The sequence below is a fragment of the Streptomyces albireticuli genome (assembly GCF_002192455.1).
Taxonomy (GTDB): Bacteria; Actinomycetota; Actinomycetes; order Streptomycetales; family Streptomycetaceae; genus Streptomyces; species Streptomyces albireticuli_B.
The window spans coordinates 6,761,854-6,780,423 of record NZ_CP021744.1; the positions used below are offsets into that span (position 1 = coordinate 6,761,854).

General features: G+C 75.0%; 11 protein-coding genes, 2 pseudogenes and 1 riboswitch. Of the genes and pseudogenes, 4 read left to right on the forward strand and 9 right to left on the reverse strand.

Going from position 1 to position 18,570, the window contains the following annotated elements; all coding sequences use genetic code 11:
- Positions 1-36: 36 nt before the first annotated feature.
- Positions 37-861, reverse strand: a complete 825-nt coding sequence (locus SMD11_RS29285; RefSeq protein ID WP_087929304.1) for a helix-turn-helix domain-containing protein — start codon at positions 859-861, stop codon at positions 37-39.
- A gap of 373 nt (positions 862-1,234) precedes the next feature.
- Between SMD11_RS29285 and SMD11_RS29290 the strand changes: the two genes are divergently transcribed.
- A complete protein-coding gene (locus SMD11_RS29290; RefSeq protein ID WP_087929305.1) occupies positions 1,235-2,476 on the forward strand; it encodes a sodium:proton exchanger in 1,242 nt (413 codons plus the stop codon).
- A gap of 31 nt (positions 2,477-2,507) precedes the next feature.
- Here the strand turns inward: SMD11_RS29290 and SMD11_RS29295 are convergent, their stop codons facing one another.
- Positions 2,508-3,590, reverse strand: coding sequence for a carboxylate-amine ligase (locus SMD11_RS29295; protein ID WP_087929306.1), 1,083 nt, complete (start codon positions 3,588-3,590; stop codon positions 2,508-2,510).
- Positions 3,591-3,922: 332 nt separating this feature from the next.
- Positions 3,923-4,101: riboswitch (cyclic di-AMP (ydaO/yuaA leader) on the forward strand.
- 3 nt (positions 4,102-4,104) lie between these two features.
- On the opposite strand from SMD11_RS29295, the gene SMD11_RS29300 reads away from it, so the two are divergent.
- On the forward strand, positions 4,105-4,578 hold the full coding sequence (locus SMD11_RS29300; RefSeq protein ID WP_087929307.1) for a C40 family peptidase: 474 nt from the start codon (positions 4,105-4,107) through the stop codon (positions 4,576-4,578).
- 99 nt (positions 4,579-4,677) lie between these two features.
- On the opposite strand, the gene SMD11_RS29305 is transcribed toward SMD11_RS29300, so the two are convergent.
- Positions 4,678-5,748 carry a S1 family peptidase gene (locus SMD11_RS29305; RefSeq protein ID WP_418952490.1) on the reverse strand — a complete coding sequence of 357 codons (1,071 nt, stop codon included), beginning with the start codon at positions 5,746-5,748 and terminating at the stop codon, positions 4,678-4,680.
- Between the two features lie 502 nt (positions 5,749-6,250).
- Here SMD11_RS29305 and SMD11_RS29310 point away from each other — a divergent pair.
- A complete protein-coding gene (locus SMD11_RS29310) occupies positions 6,251-7,249 on the forward strand; it encodes a hypothetical protein (protein ID WP_087929309.1) in 999 nt (332 codons plus the stop codon).
- Positions 7,250-7,276: 27 nt separating this feature from the next.
- Here the strand turns inward: SMD11_RS29310 and SMD11_RS29315 are convergent, their stop codons facing one another.
- From SMD11_RS29315 to SMD11_RS29330, 5 genes and pseudogenes are all read right to left on the reverse strand, one after another.
- Positions 7,277-8,617 carry a nitrate/nitrite transporter gene (locus SMD11_RS29315; protein ID WP_234366486.1) on the reverse strand — a complete coding sequence of 447 codons (1,341 nt, stop codon included), beginning with the start codon at positions 8,615-8,617 and terminating at the stop codon, positions 7,277-7,279.
- Between the two features lie 66 nt (positions 8,618-8,683).
- Positions 8,684-9,010, reverse strand: a pseudogene (nirD, locus tag SMD11_RS36610) (nitrite reductase small subunit NirD); the annotation flags it as partial.
- On the reverse strand, positions 9,007-11,598 hold the full coding sequence (gene nirB, locus SMD11_RS29320; RefSeq protein ID WP_087929310.1) for a nitrite reductase large subunit NirB: 2,592 nt from the start codon (positions 11,596-11,598) through the stop codon (positions 9,007-9,009). The gene nirB and the pseudogene nirD, both read right to left, overlap by 4 nt.
- Positions 11,595-12,790 (reverse strand): annotated as a pseudogene (locus tag SMD11_RS37385) (NAD(P)/FAD-dependent oxidoreductase). Before SMD11_RS37385 ends, nirB begins: the two are co-directional and overlap by 4 nt.
- A gap of 50 nt (positions 12,791-12,840) precedes the next feature.
- Positions 12,841-14,937 carry a molybdopterin oxidoreductase family protein gene (locus SMD11_RS29330; RefSeq protein ID WP_199843975.1) on the reverse strand — a complete coding sequence of 699 codons (2,097 nt, stop codon included), beginning with the start codon at positions 14,935-14,937 and terminating at the stop codon, positions 12,841-12,843.
- Between the two features lie 192 nt (positions 14,938-15,129).
- Here SMD11_RS29330 and SMD11_RS29335 point away from each other — a divergent pair, with 192 nt between their 5' ends.
- Positions 15,130-16,263, forward strand: a complete 1,134-nt coding sequence (locus SMD11_RS29335) for a uroporphyrinogen-III synthase (RefSeq protein WP_087929311.1) — start codon at positions 15,130-15,132, stop codon at positions 16,261-16,263.
- Positions 16,264-16,486: 223 nt separating this feature from the next.
- On the opposite strand, the gene SMD11_RS29340 is transcribed toward SMD11_RS29335, so the two are convergent.
- Entirely contained in the window at positions 16,487-18,538 is a 2,052-nt protein-coding gene (locus SMD11_RS29340; RefSeq protein WP_087929312.1) for a hypothetical protein, read from the reverse strand.
- Between the last annotated feature and the right edge of the window lie 32 nt (positions 18,539-18,570).

An 18,570-nucleotide genomic window follows, 5' to 3' on the forward strand; every position in this document is an offset into this window, starting at 1 on the left:
ACGGCGCGCCCTCCCGCCCGTACCGCCGCCGGTCCGTCAGCCGGCGTGGAGCGTCGGCCTGGGCGCCGGGCTGGGCCGCTCACCGGGGTGGAAGACCAGCACCATCAGGCGGGCCCGGGGCGAGGCCAGGGGCTGCGCGCCGCACAGCGACACCCAGCCGGGCCCCTTCGTCGCGTGCAGCAGGGGCCGTTCGTCGCCGTCCGGATGGATGTACGCGCGCCCGCCCGCCTCGTACAGCGGGCCGGCCACCGGGTCGGCGAGGATGTCCGCCTCCAGCTCGGCGAGGGTCTCGTCGTGCGGCAGCGCGGCCACGGCGGCCCGCAGCTGCGGCAGGATCATCGGCGCCCAGCGCTCCCGCCAGCCCGTGAGGACCGTCCGGGCCTCGGGGTGCAGCGCCATCCAGCGCATGGTGTTCTCCGGCACCTCGCCCCGGGGGAACAGCTCGGCGAACGCCTGGTTGTGCGCGAGGACCCGCCAGGACTGGTCGTTGAGATAGGCCATGTGGGACAGCCCGTCGACCACGTCCTGCCACGCCCGCGACACCTCCGTCCCGGAGCGCTGGTGCAGCGGGTACGGCGGGTCGCGGTGCACGGCGTACAGCCACAGCGACGTCCACTCCTGCTCGGTGAACTCCAGCAGCCGGGCCACGTCGCGCAGCAGCTCCTCGGGCGGGTTGGGGTACGCGCCCGTCTCCAGCCGGTTGAACGTGCCGTAGGTGCGGTGGAGCAGCTGGTCGATCTGGCTCTGCGTCAGCCCCGGCGCGCGCCGCCCCTGCCGCGAGGGCCGGGCCAGGCCGTGGTCCTCCGGGGCTATCCGGGCCCGCCGGCCCCGCAGCAGATCCTGTAGTGCTTCCTTGTCCACGGTGCACCCCTAATATCACGACCGGCACCGCAGAGGAAGCCGATTTCATAGGAGAATTTTTCCAATGAAAAGTTCTCGACAGAAATGATCGCATCCTTGCTGCATGATCTACGTACGGGTCAGCAGTCACGGGGGTGCCGCTGACCTGATCAGCGTCGACCCGGCCGGGACGGCGGCGAAGGGAGCACCGCATTCGTTCGCTGACCGACCGTCCGGGCCGGCAGCGGACGGGGAACATCCGCCGCCAGCTGCCCCGCGCGACGTTATGGACCACGGGGCGCGAGGGGTGCCGGTCTCGGCCGAACGGGCGGCGCGGGAACCCGCGCCGGGCTGTCCCCGTCCCTCCCGCACCGTCTGCTGATAGATCCGCGGTATGGGCGACGAGGAGCGGCGGACCGCGGTGCCGTCGGCCGCGGCGGCCGCCGTACGGATCGGCGCCGCCTGTGCCGGCGCGCTGCCCGCCGTCGCCGTGCGGCTGAGCGGGACCGGACTCGCGCCCGGCTGGGCGGTGGCCGTCTTCGGGCTGGGCGTGCTCTCCGCGGCGCTCCTGCTGATGTGGGCCGCCGAGACCGCCCGCGCCGACATGGCCGGAGCGCTCGCCCTCGCCCTGCTGGCCTTCATCGCGGTCCTGCCGGAATACGCCGTGGACCTCTACTTCGCCTACGCCGCGGGGTCGGACCCGTCCTACGCCGCCTACGCCGCGGCCAACATGACCGGCGCCAACCGGCTCCTCGTGGGCGTCGGCTGGCCGCTCGTCGCCCTCGCCGCGGCGCTCGCCCTGCGCCGCCGGGGCGCGCCGCCGGTCGGCATCACCCTCGAACCGCACCGCCGGATCGACGTGGCCTTCCTCGCGGTGGCCGCCGTGCTCGCCTTCGTGATGCCGCTCACCCGGGAGATCGCCTGGTACGTGCCGCTCGTGCTGATCCCCTGGTACGGCTACTACCTGTACCGCATCGGCAAGTGCTCCTCGGGGGAGATGGAGGAGCTGATCGGGGTGCCGGCCCGGCTGGCCGCGCTGCCGCGGACCACCCGCCGGGTGACCACGGCGACGCTCTTCGCCGGCGCGGCGGCCGTCGTCTTCGCCTGCGCCGAGCCGTTCGCCGACGGCCTGGTCGAGGCGGGGGCCTCGCTGGGCATCGACCGCTTCGTGCTGGTGCAGTGGCTCGCCCCGCTGGCCTCGGAGGCGCCGGAGCTGCTCGTCGCCGTCGTCTTCGCCTGGCGGCTGCGGGCCGGCGACGGCCTCGGCGCTCTGCTGTCCAGCAAGGTCAACCAGTGGACGCTGCTGGTGGGCTGCCTGCCCCTGGCCCACGCCGCCGGTGGCGGCGGGGCCGCGCTCCCGCTGGTGACGAGGCAGGTGGACGAGGTCGCGCTGACGGCGGCCCAGACGGTCCTGGCCGTCGTGGTCCTGCTGGACCTGCGGTTCGCGCGGTGGCAGGCCGGCTGCCTCTTCGTGCTCTTCGCCGTGCAGTTCGCGCTGCCCGGTGAGTCCGCGCGCCTCGTCCTGACCTATGTCTATCTGGGCCTCGCGGCCCTGCTGCTGACCACCCGGCTGCGCGAGCTCCCGGCCACCGCCCGCGCGCTGGGCGGGCGGATCGAGGAGGATCCGCACTACTGAGCCCCGTGCGCGCGGGCCCGCCGGGCCCGGCTCACGGCTCGGTGATCAGATCCGTGAGCGCCCTGATGCCGTCCGACGCCAGGACGCGCCGTTGCCGGTCCGCCGGGGTGCCTCGGCGCAGCAGCCGGTGGACCAGGGAGCTCACCTGCCGGGTGTCGCCCGACTCCTCCAGGGCCTGTCCTATGTGGGTGAGAAGGGTGAGGACCACGGCGTCGGCGCCCCGGCGCCTGCCCTCGGGGTCCACCAGCACGCCGTCCAGCCCGTACCGCGCCGCGTGCCAGTTCGAGGCGTTGAGCAGCTCGGGGGTGCAGGGGGTGAGCAGCGGGCCCGTCTTCTCGTCCCGGATGGCCGTGGCCACCAGGGCCCGGACGATCCCGGCGAACATGACGGCGTCGTCGACCCGCAGCTGGACGTCCAGACAGCGGACCTCGATCGTGGGGTAGCGGTCGGACAGCCTCGCCTGCCAGTAGAGCTGCCCCCGGTCGGTGATCGCGCCGGCGACGAACAGCGCCTGGATTCGCTCTTCGTAGTCGGCGAGATCGGTGAAGTGCGGGGGCGGGCCGCTGACCGGCCAGCGGCTGTAGACCACCGTGCGCCAGCTGGCGAAGCCGGTGTCCTGGCCGTGCCACATGGGGGAGTTCGCGGCCATGGCCACCAGGACGGGCAGCCAGGGCCGGACGCGGTTGAGTACGCCTACGCCCACCTCCCGGTCGGGGATGGCGACATGCACATGCATCCCGTTGACCAGCTGCTCGTCGACGAGCTGCGGTGCCACGGAGTGCATGGCCAGATAGCGGGGACTGCGCGTCACGGGCACGGGGGCCAGCCCGGCTCGCGGCGCGGTCCCGCTCGCGGCGATGCGGCACCCGGTGCGCTTCGCGGCGGAACTCACCGCGTGACGCAGCCGCAGCAGATGCCTGCTCGCCTCCGCCAGATCCGAGCAGACCGGAGTGGCAACTTCCACTTGGGCCTGCAACAGTTCCGGCTGAATCTCCCGCTCGTGGACGACCGGCTCCAGGTCCACCGCCGCACAGACCTGTTCTGCCATCGGTACGGGCAGCGCGGTGGCCGGGTCGAGCAGAAGATACTCCTCCTCGATCCCTAGGGTGAGCATGCCGTATCGCTACCCCCGCGCCCTCCCGGCGAACCGCGCACGGGGGCCGTCCCGGGTTTCTGTCGCAAAGACGCCGGACCCTTCTGCGGATACCGGCTCCGGGGTGCGTCGGGTGACGCGATTTCGGTCTCCGGGCATCTCGGCAACTTCCTTGCGAGAAAAGGATTTACGAGGTCCGTGTGGTGCGAAAACATACCCCGGTTCCCTGAATGGCCGTGAAGTGAAGAAGTTCACAGAAACCCCTCCCGGCGCCGGATTCCGGCATTCCGTGATGCAGGATCTTGGATCGAACACAAGATCCCGTCACCGAGGCGGGCGACCCGGGCGGACGCCGAGTCCTGCCGCCGTACCGGGTGCGGACAGATCGAAAAGGATCGGCAGGAGCGGGAGACCCAAGCACGGCGGACCACGATGGCGGTGGTCCTTGGGGTGAAGTCACTCAGGTGACCGGGCAACTTCGACAGCCCGAACCCGACAGGTCATCTTTCGCAGGCGGATGACGAAGGGTTTTGTCATGTCTGCGATTCCTGGCATACCGGCGCTCAAGTCCCGGGCCGTGGCCGCGTCCGTCCTCACCGCGGCCACCGTGACCGCGTCGATGCTCCTGCCCGGTGTGGGATCCGAGGCCCAGGCCGCGACGCCCGGTCAGACCGCCGTGAAGGTCGCGGCCTCCAAGAAGGGCTCGCCCTACCAGTACGGCGCGGCCGGCCCCAACCGGTTCGACTGCTCGGGCCTGACGCTCTACTCCTTCAAGAAGGCCGGCAAGACGCTCCCGCGCACCGCCGCCCAGCAGTACAACAAGACCCGTCACCTCTCGGCGGGCTCCCGCCAGGTCGGCGACCTCGTCTTCTTCCACTCCGGCAGCAACGTCTACCACGTGGGCATCTACGCCGGCGACAACAAGATCTGGCACTCGCCCAAGCCGGGCGCGTCCGTCCGCATGGAGAAGATCTGGAGCAGCGGCGTCTGGTACGGCCGCGTCAACTGACGGCCCGTACGGTGCCACGCCACGGCGCGGCCCCCGGCTCTCCGTGAGGAGCGCCGGGGGCCGCGCCCGTTCCCCGGGGCGGCACGGAGCCCCGAGGGGTCACGGGAGCTGTGCCCCGAAGGCCCGGAGGGCGTCCGTCACCGGCTGGAAGAACGTCTCGCCGCCGGACGAGCAGTCACCGCTGCCGCCCGAGGTGAGCCCGAGCGCGGTCCCGCCGTCGAAGAGCGCGCCGCCGCTGTCGCCCGGCTCGGCGCAGACCGTGGTGTCGATCAGACCGTCGACCTGGCCCTCCTCGTAGTTGACGGTCGCGTCGAGGCCGGTCACCTCGCCGCCGCTGACGCCGGTGGTGCTGCCGCTGCGCCGCACCGGCTCGCCGACCGTCGCCTCCGCGGCCCGGGTGATCTGCTGGCTCCCGCCGTTGTACAGATTGACGGCGCTGGGGTGGGCGACGGAGGCGGTGTAGCGCACGAGGGCGTAGTCGTGGCCGGGGAAGGACGACTGCTCGGTCACCCCGATCACGGGGCCGCCCTGGGTGGCGGACCACTGCGCCGAGGCGTTGCCGCAGTGTCCGGCGGTGAGGAAGTACGGCTTCCCGCCCTTGGTGATGTTGAAGCCGAGCGAGCAGCGCACCCCGCTGCCCCAGATGGCGTCGCCGCCCATGAGGTACGGGCGGAAGGTCCCGGACGTCCTTCTGAGCGCGGCCCTGTCGCCCAGGCCCGCGACGACCTTCTCCAGCCGGGCCAGCCGGGCGCCCCCGACCGTGCTGTCGGCGGTGACCACGACCTTGTTGCGGCGCGGGTCGACCGACCAGGCGGTGCCGGGTATCGCGGCGCGCTCCTTCAGGGTGCTCCGGGCCGCCGCGAGCTCGGTGGCCGAGTGCCGGACGAGCCGGGCCTCGGCCCCGGCGGCGCGGACCTTCGCGGCGGTCGCCCGGTCGAGGACGCCGACGACCAGGGTGCGGGCCGCGGCGTCGTAGTACGCGCCGGCCGTGTCCGCCGCCGGCAGGCTCGCGGTGAGGTCCCGCGCGAGCCGGCCCGCGCTCCCGGCGGAGAGCGTGGCCGGGCCGGGGGAGGCGTGGGCGCTCGGCAGGGTGAGCGCGGTCGCGGTCAGGACGGTGGCGGCAGCGGCGGCCAGGGCCGCGCGGCGGGCAGGGGTGCGGGAACGGTTCACTCGTGCCTCCTGTGGGGGAGTGCCCGACATCGATGTCGGGCGTGGAGGTCGTGCGTGAGGTGGGGGCACGGCGCGACGGCCGATGAAATGGTCGCGTCCATGTCAATTGACCTCAGTGTCACCAGAGGGCCGGGCGGCGTTCAAGGGCGACATCCGGTCGCGCGCCCGGACGGCTCACTCGCCCTTCCGTCCCCACGGACGGAAGGGCGAGTGACCCCTGTCAACAGGAGGGACGCGTAAAGAGGTTCGCCCACCGGTGAGCGGACGGGCCGGACCGCTCCTGTCCGGTAGTCGCTCCCCTTGGCGTCGGCGAGACGCTCTCTTTGCCCGCTCTTGGGGGCCGGCGCGGCCGTCACGGCGACCGGCGCCCGGCGGGCCGGGCCCCCGCGCCCGCGCTCCGCGCGCCCGCGACGGGCTTCACGCTCCCGCCCGTTCCACCTGTACGGGTGACACCCGCTCCGGAGCGCCGGAACCGGCGGCCGCCGGTGCCAGGCTGCTCCGCATGCGTCGCCGTACCTTCGTCGTCTCGGCCGCCGGAGCGGCTCTCGCCACGACCACCCCCACGGGCGCACCGGCTCTCGCGGCCGATCCCCTGCCGCCCGCGCTCGGGGCACGCTTCCCCGGGACCGGCAGGGGCTACTGGCGCGGCGGCCGGCCGCGGTCCGCCTTCCACCGTCACCTCGACACCCTGCGCGCCTACGGGGTCGGCCTCGTCCGCGTGGACGTGTCCTGGCCCAAGAGCGAGCGCAGGCGCGGCCGGGCGCGCGCCGGCCACCCCTACAACAGACGCCTCGGCGCCGTGCTCGACGCGGCGGCGGAGCGCGGCTTCGGCGTCCTCGTCACTCTCCACGACTCACCGGCCTGGGCACGCCCCGGCGCCGCCTCCCGCGACCCCGCCGCGCGCTTCCCCGAGGACCCCGAGGCCGTCCGCCCCTGGGCGGAATGGCTGGGCTCCACCTACGGCGACCGCGTCCGCGCCTGGGAGGTGTGGCACGAGCCCAACCTCCCCGGCACCACCGGCGTCACCGATCCCGGCGAGCGGGCCGCGCGCTACGCCGCCCTCCTGCGCGCCTGCTCGGCCGGCCTGAAGGCGGGACACCCCGGGGCCGTGGTGGTGCTCGGCGGCCCCCGCCACACCGACCACCGCTTCGTCCGTGACGTCTACGCCGCGGGCGCCCGCGACCACTTCGACGTGCTGGCCCTCCGCCCCCGCCAGGACCCCGGGGCGCCCCCCGGCATCGGGCAGGTGGCCAACTTCCCGGCCGTGGCCGAGGCGATGCGCGCGTACCGCGACGGCGACAAGCCCGTCTGGTGGACCGACTTCGCCGCCGCGGCACCCGCCCCCGAGGACCCCGGCGCCCTCGTCCGCGCCTTCGAGCTCGCCCGCCTCGCGCACCCGCAGATCCGCCTCGGCGTCCTCGCCCCGGGTGTCGCACCGCCCCAGCTCGCGGCCCTGCGGGACTACTTCCAGCGGCACGACGGGCGCCGCCCGCTGCTCTGACGCCCGGGGCCCCGGCGGCACCCTCCGTCAGACCCCCGGCAGCCGCCGGTCCGACGGCCGCAGATAGACCGCCCACGTCAGCACCAGGCAGACCGCGTACGCGGCGAGGAAGGCCAGGTAGGCCGCCTCGCCGTTGCCCGAGGCCAGGAAGGACTGGCGGAAGGCGATGTTGACGAGGACGCCGCCGAAGGCGCCGACCGCACCCGCGATGCCGATCAGCGCCGAGGCGCGGCGCCGCGACCGCTGCTCGGCCGCCTCCGGATCCGCGCCGGACGCCACCTCCGCCCCGGCCTTGGCCCGGAAGATCGCCGGAATCATCTTGTACGTCGAGCCGTTGCCGATCCCGCTGAGCACGAACAGCGCCACGAACCCGGTGACGAACAGCGGCAGCGAGCCCCGCCGTGACGCGGCCAGCACCGCCGCCGCGCCCGCCGCCATCGCCGCGTAGATCCACACCGTCACCCTCGCCCCGCCCCAGCGGTCGGCCATCAGCCCGCCCACCGGGCGCACCAGCGAGCCGAGCAGCGGTCCGAGGAAGGTGACGCCCGCGGCCTTCACCGGGGTGTCGAAGTGGTCGTGGAACTGCACCTGGAGCACCTGCCCGAAGGCGAAGCCGAAGCCGATGAACGAGCCGAACGTGCCGATGTAGAGCACCGACATGATCCAGGTGTGCGGCTCGCGGCAGACGTCGCGCATGGCCCGCCGGTCGCTGCGCAGCGCGGTGAGGTTGTCCATCCGCAGCGCCGCGGCCAGGGCCGCGAGGGCGATCAGCGGGATGTAGACGAGCGGCAGCAGCCGCGGGCTGCCCGTGCCCGCCACGGCCATCAGCAGCAGGCCGGCGAGCTGCACCGCCGGGACCCCGAGATTGCCGCCGCCGGCGTTGAGGCCGAGCGCCCAGCCCTTCAGGCGCTGCGGGTAGAACGCGTTGATGTTCGCCATCGAGGAGGCGAAGTTGCCGCCGCCCACCCCCGCGACGCACGCCACCGCCAGGAGCGTGCCGTAGGAGACGCCCGGTTCGAGCACGACCCCGGCCAGGACGGTGGGGACCAGCAGCAGGAGCGCGCTGACGACCGTCCAGTTCCGGCCGCCGAACACGGCCACCGCGAAGGTGTACGGCAGCCGCAGGACCGCGCCCAGCGCCGTCGGCAGGGCGGTGAGCAGGAACTTCCCGGCCGCGTCGATCCCGTACTCCGGCCCCAGGAAGAGGACCAGCACCGACCACAGGCTCCACACCGAGAAGCCGATGTGCTCGGAGAGCACGGAGAGGGCGAGGTTGCGGCGGGCCACGCGGGCACCGGTCTCCCGCCAGAAGCCCGGGTCCTCCGGCCGCCAGTCGTCGATGTCGTGCCGCCGGCGCCCGCCGGGCACCGCGCGCGCGGAGCCGTCCCCCGTCTGGTCGCCGGTCCCCTTCCCGTCGCCCTCCGCCTTCCTGCGCACCGGCCAGACCGGCACCTCCGCCGCGCTCCCGTCCGGGGCGGTCGGCTCGTCCAGGCAGCTGCCCGTCCGCAGGTCGAAGGCCTGCTTGTACATGGGGGAGCACACCACCGGCACGCCCTCCCGGCTGCCGAGGATGCCGCGCGAGAGGACGAACGCCCCGCTGAACGGATCGCGGTTGCCGACGGCGTACACCGCGCCGCCGCGGTCCCGGAAGACGGCCACCTGCTCCTCGCCGACCAGCACCGCCACGCCCCGCCCGGGGACGAGCGCCTCCCAGTCGCAGACGGGCCGCCAGCCCGTCCCGTCGTGGATCTCCACGGTCATCGCGTACGTACCTCCAGGGTGGCGCCGGCGACCACCGGCGGGGCGGGGCGGATCTGGTCCCGCTCGGGGACGAAGCGGACGGTCGGGTCGGGGGTGCCGGGGGCGTTGGCGAAGGAGGCGAAGCGGCGCAGCCGGTCGGGGTCGGCCAGCGTGGCCGCCCACTCGTCCTCGTACGTCTCGATGTGGCGGGCCATCAGCTCGTCCAGGTCGGCGCAGATGCCCAGCGCGTCGTCCATGACGACCGCCCGCAGATGGTCCAGGCCGCCCTCCAGGCGCTCCAGCCAGGGGGCGGTGCGCTCCAGCCGGTCGGCGGTGCGGATGTAGAACATCAGGAACCGGTCGATCGTGCGGATCAGGGTCTCCCGGTCGAGGTCGGCGGCGAGCAGATCGGCGTGGCGCGGCGCCGTGCCGCCGTTGCCGCCGACGTAGAGGTTCCACCCCGCCGAGGTGGCGATCACCCCGAAGTCCTTGCTCCGCGCCTCGGCGCACTCCCGGGCGCAGCCGGACACCGCGGACTTCAGCTTGTGCGGGGCGCGCAGGCCCCGGTAGCGCAGCTCCAGCTCGATGGCGAGGGACACCGAGTCCTGCACCCCGTAGCGGCACCAGGTCTCGCCGACGCAGGACTTCACGGTGCGCAGGGCCTTGCCGTAGGCGTGCCCGGACTCGAAGCCGGCGTCCACCAGGCGCCTCCAGATCAGCGGCAGCTCGTCCACCCGGGCGCCGAAGAGGTCGATCCGCTGACCGCCGGTGATCTTCGTGTAGAGCCGGAAGTCACGGGCGATCTCCCCGATGACGATCAGACCCTCGGGGCTGATCTCACCGCCCGGCACCCGGGGCACGACCGAGTACGAGCCGTTGCGCTGGAGGTTGGCCAGGAAGTGGTCGTTGGTGTCCTGGAGGGCGGCCTGCTCGCCGTCCAGGATGTGGCCGTTGCCGAGGCTCGCGAGGATCGAGGCGACGACGGGCTTGCAGACGTCGCAGCCCTCGCCGGTGCCGTGCTCGTCGACCAGCCGGGAGAAGCCGGTGATGCCCTTCACCCGGACGATCTCGTACAGCTCGGCGCGGGTGAGCGCGAAGTGCTCGCACAGCCCCCGGGAGGTCTCCATGCCGCCCGCCGCCAGCTCCTCGGCGACCACGGTCTCCAGCAGCCGCACGCAACTGCCGCAGCCCGTGCCCGCCCTGGTGCACTTCTTGACCTCCGGGACGGACGCGCGGCCCCGGTCCCGCACGGCCGCCCTGACCTCGCCCTTGCTCACGTGGTGGCAGGAGCACACGACCGCCTCGTCGGGCAGCGTCACCGGCCCGGCCGGGGCGCTCGCGGCGGGCAGCACCAGCCGCTCGGGCGGTGTGGTCAGCGGGGTGCCGCTGACGGCCAGCGGGCGCAGCGTCCCGTACGCCTCGGTGTCCCCGACCAGCACCCCGCCGAGCAGGGCGCCGTCGGCGCCGATCACCAGCTTCTTGTACACGCCCTCGCGGCTGCTGGAGTACAGGACGTCGAGCGCGCCCTCGGTGGTGCCGTGCGCGTCGCCGAAGCTGGCCACGTCCACGCCCAGCAGCTTGAGCTTGGTGGAGGTGTCGGCCCCGGTGAAGGAGCCCTCGGCGCCCGTGAGTTCGCGGGCGGCGGCCTCGGCCATCGCGTAACCCGGGGCGACGAGCCCGTACACGCGGCCGTCGGCGGCCAGCGCGCACTCGCCGATGGCCAGGACGGCGGGGTCGGCGGTGCGGCACCGCTCGTCGACGACGATCCCGCCGCGCTCGCCCACGGGCAGCCCGCAGGCGCGGGCCAGTTCGTCGCGCGGGCGCACCCCCGCGGAGAAGACCACCAGACCGGCGGCCAGCTCCGTGCCGTCGGACAGCGTCAGGCCGCGCACCCGGCCGTCGTCCCCGGTGTCGATCCGCCCGGCGCCGGCACCGGTGTGCACGACGACGCCCAGTTCCTCGATCTTGCGGCGCAGGACCGCGCCGCCGCCCTCGTCCACCTGGAGGGCCATCAGCCGTGGGGCGAACTCCACCACATGGGTCTCCAGCCCCATGGCCCGCAGCGCGCCGGCCGCCTCCAGGCCGAGCAGCCCGCCGCCGATGACGACGCCCACCCGGGCGCCGGTGGCGTCGGCCCGGATCGCCTCCAGGTCCTCCAGGGTCCGGTAGACGTGGGTGCCGGGGGCGTCGTGCCCCGGCACCGGCGGCACGAAGGCGTACGAGCCGGTGGCCAGCACCAGCGCGTCGTAGGGCAGCCGGTGCCCGGCGGCGGTGGTGACCGTCCGGGCGGCCCGGTCGACGGCGGCGGCGGGCTCGGCCAGCCGCAGCTCGATGCCGTGGTCCGCCATGAACCCCTCGGGGCACAGGGCGAGCTCCTCGGCGGAGGTCCCCGAGAACCACGAGGTCAGCTGGACGCGGTCGTAGGCGGGCCGGGGTTCCTCGGCGAGCACGGTCACCCGCCATCCGGCGGTGCGCCCGGCCCCGTCGGCCCCGTCGGCCCCGTCGGCCCCGTCGGTCCGTCCGGTCCGTCCGGTCCGTTCGGCCAGGGCTTCCAGGAAGCGCTGGCCGACCATGCCGTGGCCGACCAGGACCAGCTCCTTCGTCGTCATCGGGACGCTCCTCGGGTGATCAGCAGGGAAAGGGGGTCCACGGGCAGCGGGTCGTCCCGCTCGTAGACCCGGGAGAGGGCGCAGGCCGCGGCCGGGTCGCCCAGGAGGATGCCGCCGACGAGCCGGTCGCCGCGCAGCACGAGCTTCCGGTACGCGCCGCGGGTGGCGTCGGCCAGCCGGAGCACGTCGAGCCCCGGGCCCTCACCCCCGGTCTCGCCGAACGCCGCGTACTCCAGGGGCCGGCCGTCAGCCGGGCCAGCGGGCGCGAACCGCGGTACACCGCGCCCGGATCGGCGCCCGAGAGCCGCGCCGCCAGCACGTCGGCCTGGTCCCAGGCGGCCAGGGCCGTGCCGTGCGCGACGCCCCGGTGCTCGGCGCAGTCGCCGATCGCGTACACGCCCGGCGCGCAGGCCAGGGCGTCGTCGACCACGACCCCGGTGCGGACCGGCAGGCCGGCCGCGCGGGCCGGGCCGGTGCGCGGCCGCACCCCGCAGGCCAGCACCACCAGGTCCGCGTCCAGCACGCGGCCGCAGGCCAGTTCCACGCCGGTGACCCGGCCGGTGCCGCGCAGGGCGCGGGCCCGGCTGCCGGCGCTGACCGCGACGCCCAGCGCGGCGAGCCCGTGCCGCAGCAGCGCGGCGGCCTGCGCGTCGAGGTGCCTTTCGGCCAGGTGCGGTGCCAACTGGACGATCTCCACGGGCAGCCCGCCGGGGAGCCGTCGCCCGCGGCCCGGCACCGTCAGCGCGCGGGCCGCGCTCACCCCGAGCACCCCGCCGCCGATGACGACCGCGCGCTCCGCGGACGCCGCGGCCCCGGCCAGCCGCCGGCAGTCGTCGAGGGTGCGGAAGACGTGCACGCCCTCCCGCAGGGAACCGTCCGGGCCGCGCAGGCCGCGCACCGGCGGCAGGACCGGCTCGGCCCCGGTGGCCAGCACCAGCGCGTCGTACGCCGCGCGCGTGCCGTCCGCCAGGCGCAGGACGCGGGCGCCCGGGTCCACGGCGGTGACCTCGCAACCGGTCCGGGCGACCGCCGCCCCGTACGGCAGGGTCAGCGCCTCCGCGCCGTACCGCCCGGTGAGCACGTCCGTGAGCAGCACCCTGTTGTACGGGGCGGCCGGTTCGGCGCCGTAGAGGGTCACCTCGCCCCGGCCGCCCAGGGCGTGGAACCGCTCGGCGAAGCGGGCGGCGGCCATGCCCGTGCCCACCACGGCGACGGCGCCCGCAGCGGGGTCGCGGTCGCGCCTCACCGGTCCGCCTCCGCGGCGGCCGGCTCCACGCGCACCGCGCACACCTTGAACTCGGGCATCCCCGACACCGGGTCGAGGGCCGGGTTGGTGACCGAGTTGGCCCGCCCCTCGCCGCCCCAGTGGAACGGCATGAAGACCGTGTCCGGCCGGATGGCGTCGGTCACCCGGGCCGGGGCCACCGCCCGCCCGCGCCGGCTGCTGACGGTCAGCAACTGACCCTCCGCCACCCCGAGCCGCCCGGCGAGGGCGGGGTGCAGCTCCACGAACGGGCCGGGCGCGGCCTTGTCGAGCTCCTCGACGCGGCGGGTCTGCGCCCCGCTCTGGTACTGCCCCACCACCCGGCCCGTCGTCAGGAACAGCGGGAAGTCCGCGTCCGGCTCCTCCGCCGCCGGGCGGTGCGACACGGCGGCGAACCGCGCCCGGCCGTCCGGGGTGGCGAAGCGGTCCAGGAACATCCGGGGCGTGCCCGGGTGCGCCTCGTCCGGGCAGGGCCAGAACACCCCGTCCTCGGCGCCGATCCGGCCGTAGCTGATGCCCGCGTAGTCCGCCGGGCCGCCCGCCGAGGCCCGCCGCAGCTCCTCGAACACCTCCTCCGGGTCCGCCGGGAAGCCCTCCGGCACCCCCAGCCTCCCGGCCAGCGCGCCCAGCACCGCGAGGTCGTCGCGGACGCCCGGCGGCGCGTCGACGGCCCGCCGGCGCAGGATCACCCGGCCCTCCAGGTTGGTGAGGGTGCCGGTCTCCTCCGCCCACTGGGTGGACGGCAGGACGACGTCGGCCAGCCGGGCGGTCTCGGAGAGCACCGGGTCGGCGACGACGAGGAGGTCCAGCGCCCCCAGCCGCTCGGTCACATGCGCCGCGCGGGGCGCGGACACCACCGGGTTGGAGCCCATCACCAGCAGGGCCCGCACCCCGTCCGCCCGGCCGAGGCGGTCCAGCAGCTCGTAGGCCGACCGGCCGGGACCCGGCAGGTCACCGGGGTCCACGCCCCACACCGAGGCGACGTGGGAGCGGGCCGCCGGGTCCTCGATCGAGCGGTACCCGGGCAGCTGGTCGGCCTTCTGGCCGTGCTCCCGCCCGCCCTGGCCGTTGCCCTGCCCGGTGAGGCAGCCGTATCCGGACAGCGGCCGCCCCGACCTGCCGGTCGCCAGGCACAGGTTGATCCACGCGCCGACGGTGTCCGTGCCCTTGCTGTGCTGCTCGGGGCCCCGGGCGGTCAGCACCATGCCGTCCGGGGCGGCCGTGAACATCTCCACGGCGGCGGACAGCGCCGCCGCCGGCACCCCCGTCAGCCGTTCCACCCGCTCCGGCCAGTGCGCCATCGCCGCGGCCCGGGCCGCCGCGAAACCCGTCGTGCGCCGGGCGATGAACTCCTCGTCCAGGTGCCCGTCCGCGACGACCAGGTGCAGCAGCCCCAGGGCGAGCGCCAGATCGCCGCCCGGCAGCGGCTGGAGGTGCAGATCGGCCAGCTCGGCCGTCCGGGTCCGGCGCGGGTCGACGACGATCAGCCTGCCGCCGTTCTCCCGCAGCTCGCGGAAGTAGCGCAGCGCCGGCGGCATCGTCTCGGCCGGGTTCGAACCGACCAGGATCACACAGCCCGTGCGGGCGATGTCCGCCATCGGGAAGGGCAGGCCCCGGTCGAGGCCGAACGCCCGCCGGTGCGCGGCCGCCGCGGACGACATGCAGAACCGGCCGTTGTAGTCGATGTTCGCCGTCCGCAGCGCCACCCGGGCGAACTTGCCCAGCAGATACGCCTTCTCGTTCGTCAGCCCGCCCCCGCCGAACACCCCCACGGCGTCCCGCCCGTACCGGTCCCGCGCGGCGGCCAGGCCCGCGGCGACCCGGTCCAGCGCCTCGTCCCAGGACGCGGGCCGCGGCTCACCGCCCCGTACGTCGCGCACCAGCGGCTCCACCAGCCGGACGCCCGGCCGCAGCACCGCCGCGGCCGTCCGCCCCTTGCCGCACAGCGCCCCCAGGTTCACCGGGAACTCCGGCCGCTCCAGGACCTCGACCGGGGCCGCGCCGGCGTCCGTGGTGCGCAGCCGCATCCCGCACTGGAGCGAGCAGTACGGGCAGTGGGTGTCGGTGGTCGTCATGCCCAAGAGCGTCGCCGCCGTCCGTGTCATGGCCGATTCGGCGGTGTTGCCGGCACGGAACACACCGCTCACACACCGGCCGGACGGGCGTGGGCGGTACGACATCCTTCGTAACGCCGGCCGGGGTTTCGCTAACCCTCGTGTGACGGGGGCGCAACGAGGCCGAAACCGTACGGGCGGACGATGCGGTGCATGGGAACAGGCGCCACCACCGCAGAGGCCGGTCCACTGACGGGCTTCGTGATCGGGGTGACCGCCGACCGGCGCCGCGACGAACTGACAGCACTGCTCGAACGCCGGGGCGCCCGGGTCACTGGGGCACCCGCCATGCGGATCGTCCCCACGGAGGACGACGTGGCCCTGCGCCGCGCCACCGAGGCGTGCCTCACCCGGCCGCTCGACTACGTGGTGGCGACGACCGGCGTCGGCTGGCGCGGCTGGATGAGCGCCGCCGAGGGCTGGGGGCACGGGGCCCGCCTGGCCGAGCTGTGCCGGGCCGCGACGGTGCTCAGCCGGGGCCCCAAGGCCACCGGCGCCGTACGGGCCAGCGGACTGGCGGAGACCTGGTCGCCCCGCACCGAGGGCTGCGACGAACTGCTGTCCTGGATGCTCGCCCGGGGCGTGCGCGGCCGCCGGATAGCCGTGCAGGAGCACGGCGCGCCCGCCGACGGCTTCGCCGCCGCGCTCCGCGACCACGGCGCCCAGGTGATAGAGGTGCGGGTCTACCGGTGGGCGCCGCCGCCCGACCCCGAGGCGGTGCGCCGCCTGGCCGAGCAGACGGCCCGCCGCGAGGTGCACGCCCTGACCTTCACCAGCGCCCCGGCGATCGGATACTTCCTGGAGGCCGCGCGCGTGGCGGGCCTGCGCGAGGAGGTGCTCACCGCGCTGCGCGGGGCTGTGGTGCCGGTGTGTGTCGGACCGCTGTGCGCCCGGCCGCTGGAGGACCTCGGGGTGCCGGCCGTCCGGCCGGAGCGCGGCAGGCTCGGCGCCCTGGTCCGTACGCTCACCGAGACCCTGCCCGCCCGGGGCCGGCGGGAACTGCGGGCCGGCGGCCGGGACATGGCCCTCCAGGGCAGCGCGCTCCTGGTCGGGGGCGAGAGCATCTGGCTGCCGCCGGTGCCGGCCGCGCTCCTGCACGCCCTGGCCGAGCGGCCGGGCCGGGTGCTCAGCCGCCCCGATCTGCTGCGCCGGGTATGGGCGGACTCGCCGCCGGACGAGCACGCCGTCGAGGCCGCCGTGGCCAGGCTGCGGCACGGGCTCGGCGCGTACGCGGGCCTGGTGCGCACCGTCCCGAAGCGGGGGTACCGGCTGGCGGTGGACGGCTGAGCCGGGCCGGGGGAGCGGGGACAGGGCTGAGGCCGGCCGCCCGCGCGCTCACGGCGCGCGGACGGCCGGCCCGTTCGTGGGGACGCCCGTCCGGAGGCGGCGGGCCGGCCGCCGGGGGTGCGGACCGGCCCGCCGTTCCGGAATGCCCGTCACGCGCGAGGCGTGCCGGGCGTGCCGGTTGGGCCGGGCGCGCCGGGGCGCCCGACTCGGCGTCTCTCGTGGCTCATGTGCCGAACTCCGCGGTCAGTTCCGCCCGGGTGGCCTCCAGCCGGCCGTGGACGGCGTCCACCACGTGCGGCCGGTACGCCGCCGGGGAGAAGTGCCGCACGGCCCGGTCGAGCACGGCGCCGGACCGGTCGAGTTCGCCGAGGCGGGCGTGGGCGCGGGCGAGGCGCCGCATCGCGAGGTCCAGGGTGATGTCGTCGACGCCCCGCCCCCGCAGGGAGGCCTCCACCACCGGTGACAACTGCCGGACGCCCTCCGCGGCGTCGGCCGGACGCACGCTCACCCCCGTACCGCCGGGGGCGATGCTCTTGAACTCGCTCTCCGCGTTGAGCCCTTTCACCAGCCGGGCGTGGACGGCCAGCCGGTGCCGCGGATAGCGCTCGACGACCTCGTCGAACGCGTCGTTGCCGGCCCGCAGCGAGGGCGCGTCGGAGCCGCGCAGCGCGAGGAGCGCGCCCTGCTCCTCTCCCGTCATCAGCTCGGCGACGTGTTCGTCGGCCTCGGACAGCGGGTGCCTGACGACGATCCGCAGGGCGGGCGAGACGACCCGGGAGCCGTCCGACGCGACGTGACGGGCGCGCAGCAGGTAGGTGCCCGGCTGCGCGAAGTGGTGCCCGTCCTGGCCGTAGCCGATGTACGCGCTGGTGCGGACCGAGGGCCGGTCCGCGTCGAGGCGCACCGTACGGCGCTCGTCGACGCAGCGGCGCAGCAGCGGCCGGTGGAGCACGGTCCGCCCGGAGGGCTGCCGGATGAGGACGTCCGTCATGTCGTCGTCCGGGTGGAGGAAGGCGTGGGTGGAGCGGCCGCGCGGGTCGGTCGTGGCGAGCTCCAGTTCCACGACGACCGGCTCGCCGTAGGCGAAGGCGCTCCTGGCCCGCAGGGTCAGCCGGAGCCCCGACTCGTCGGCCAGGGGCGGTGCGAAGAGTTCGGCGTCGGCGGAGCCCGTGGTGAAGGGGCTCGCCCCCATGACCACATTCCGGTAGAAGCCGTGCCGCAGGTGCAGGATTTCCTCCGGGGTGAACTGGAAGGGGAAAGCCGCCCAATAGGCGGCGGTGCCCGAGGGGTCACCGGAGCCGGGGTCGTAGTTCTGCGGATAGTTCATCCAGGAGAGGTCTCCCAGACCGCCGTTCGGGCCGAGCGGTGCCGGGGGGCGGGCGAGGTTCTTCTGCCAGGAGTGCAGCAGGTTGAAGGAATGGCCGAGCTCGTGGACATATGTGCGCAGCTGTGCGCGCCGGGAGGCGGCGTCGGCACCCTGGATCTGGTCGTGGAACACCGCGCAGCCCTGCCGCTGGAAAGCGTCCCGGGCGTCGAACATGATGCCGCGCACACCCGCCATTTCCGCGTAACTCCCGGCCACCAGCAGCCATACCTTCCACTGCGGAGCATTCCGCCACATGCTGAAGCGGCTCTGCATCGCGGCGTGGAGTTCGCGGTCGGTCCAGCCGTCGGGGCTGTCGGCCACGACGTTCGCGCCGCCGGACACCCGCAGTTCGACGCCCGCCTCGGCGTACGCCCCCGGCACCGTCAGCAGGCGCGGCGGGCTGCCCGCGGGCCGCGGCAGGGACCCGGTGTCGTACGACACGAAGGGGGCCTTGCCCGCCACCGAGTCCTGCTCCCACTCGACGGTGCGGAAGAACGGCGACTCGTACGCGCAGCTGTAGACGGTGCCCGGCGCTCCCGTGGCCCGGGCGAACCGCACCTCCGCGGCGGCCGGCGGCCGGTCGGACGGCTGCCGGGGGACGGTCACGCGCACGACCGGGAAGGCCACCGGCGCGGTGAAGGTCCCCTCGCCCTCGATCACCACCTCGGACGGCGACCAGGTGACGGCCGGGGCGTGGACGACGAAGGAGCCCGCGTAGGCGGTGGTGGCGCCGCTGGTGCCGAAGAAGTCGCCGCTCACCTTTCCGAGCGGCCGGGCGCCGTCGACGTCCACCCGCAGTTCCAGCCGCCGGGTGCCGGAGCCGCCGCGGTAGCGGCCGTGCACGGGGTGCGGGGCGACCGCCGGCGCCCCGGGGAGCGCGCCGGATTCCGGGGTTTCCGCGGCCGCCACCGGTGAATCGGAGAATTCTGTTCCGGATATCC

Bases quoted from the DNA above. Each gene is read 5' to 3' on its own strand.
- SMD11_RS29330 (WP_199843975.1), bottom strand. From the start codon at position 14,937: ATGACGACCACCGACACCCACTGCCCGTACTGCTCGCTCCAGTGCGGG.
- SMD11_RS29290 (WP_087929305.1), top strand. From the start codon at position 1,235: ATGGGCGACGAGGAGCGGCGGACCGCGGTGCCGTCGGCCGCGGCGGCC.
- nirB (WP_087929310.1), bottom strand. From the start codon at position 11,598: ATGACGACGAAGGAGCTGGTCCTGGTCGGCCACGGCATGGTCGGCCAG.
- SMD11_RS29310 (WP_087929309.1), top strand. From the start codon at position 6,251: ATGCGTCGCCGTACCTTCGTCGTCTCGGCCGCCGGAGCGGCTCTCGCC.
- SMD11_RS29335 (WP_087929311.1), top strand. From the start codon at position 15,130: ATGGGAACAGGCGCCACCACCGCAGAGGCCGGTCCACTGACGGGCTTC.
- SMD11_RS29295 (WP_087929306.1), bottom strand. From the start codon at position 3,590: ATGCTCACCCTAGGGATCGAGGAGGAGTATCTTCTGCTCGACCCGGCC.
- SMD11_RS29300 (WP_087929307.1), top strand. From the start codon at position 4,105: ATGTCTGCGATTCCTGGCATACCGGCGCTCAAGTCCCGGGCCGTGGCC.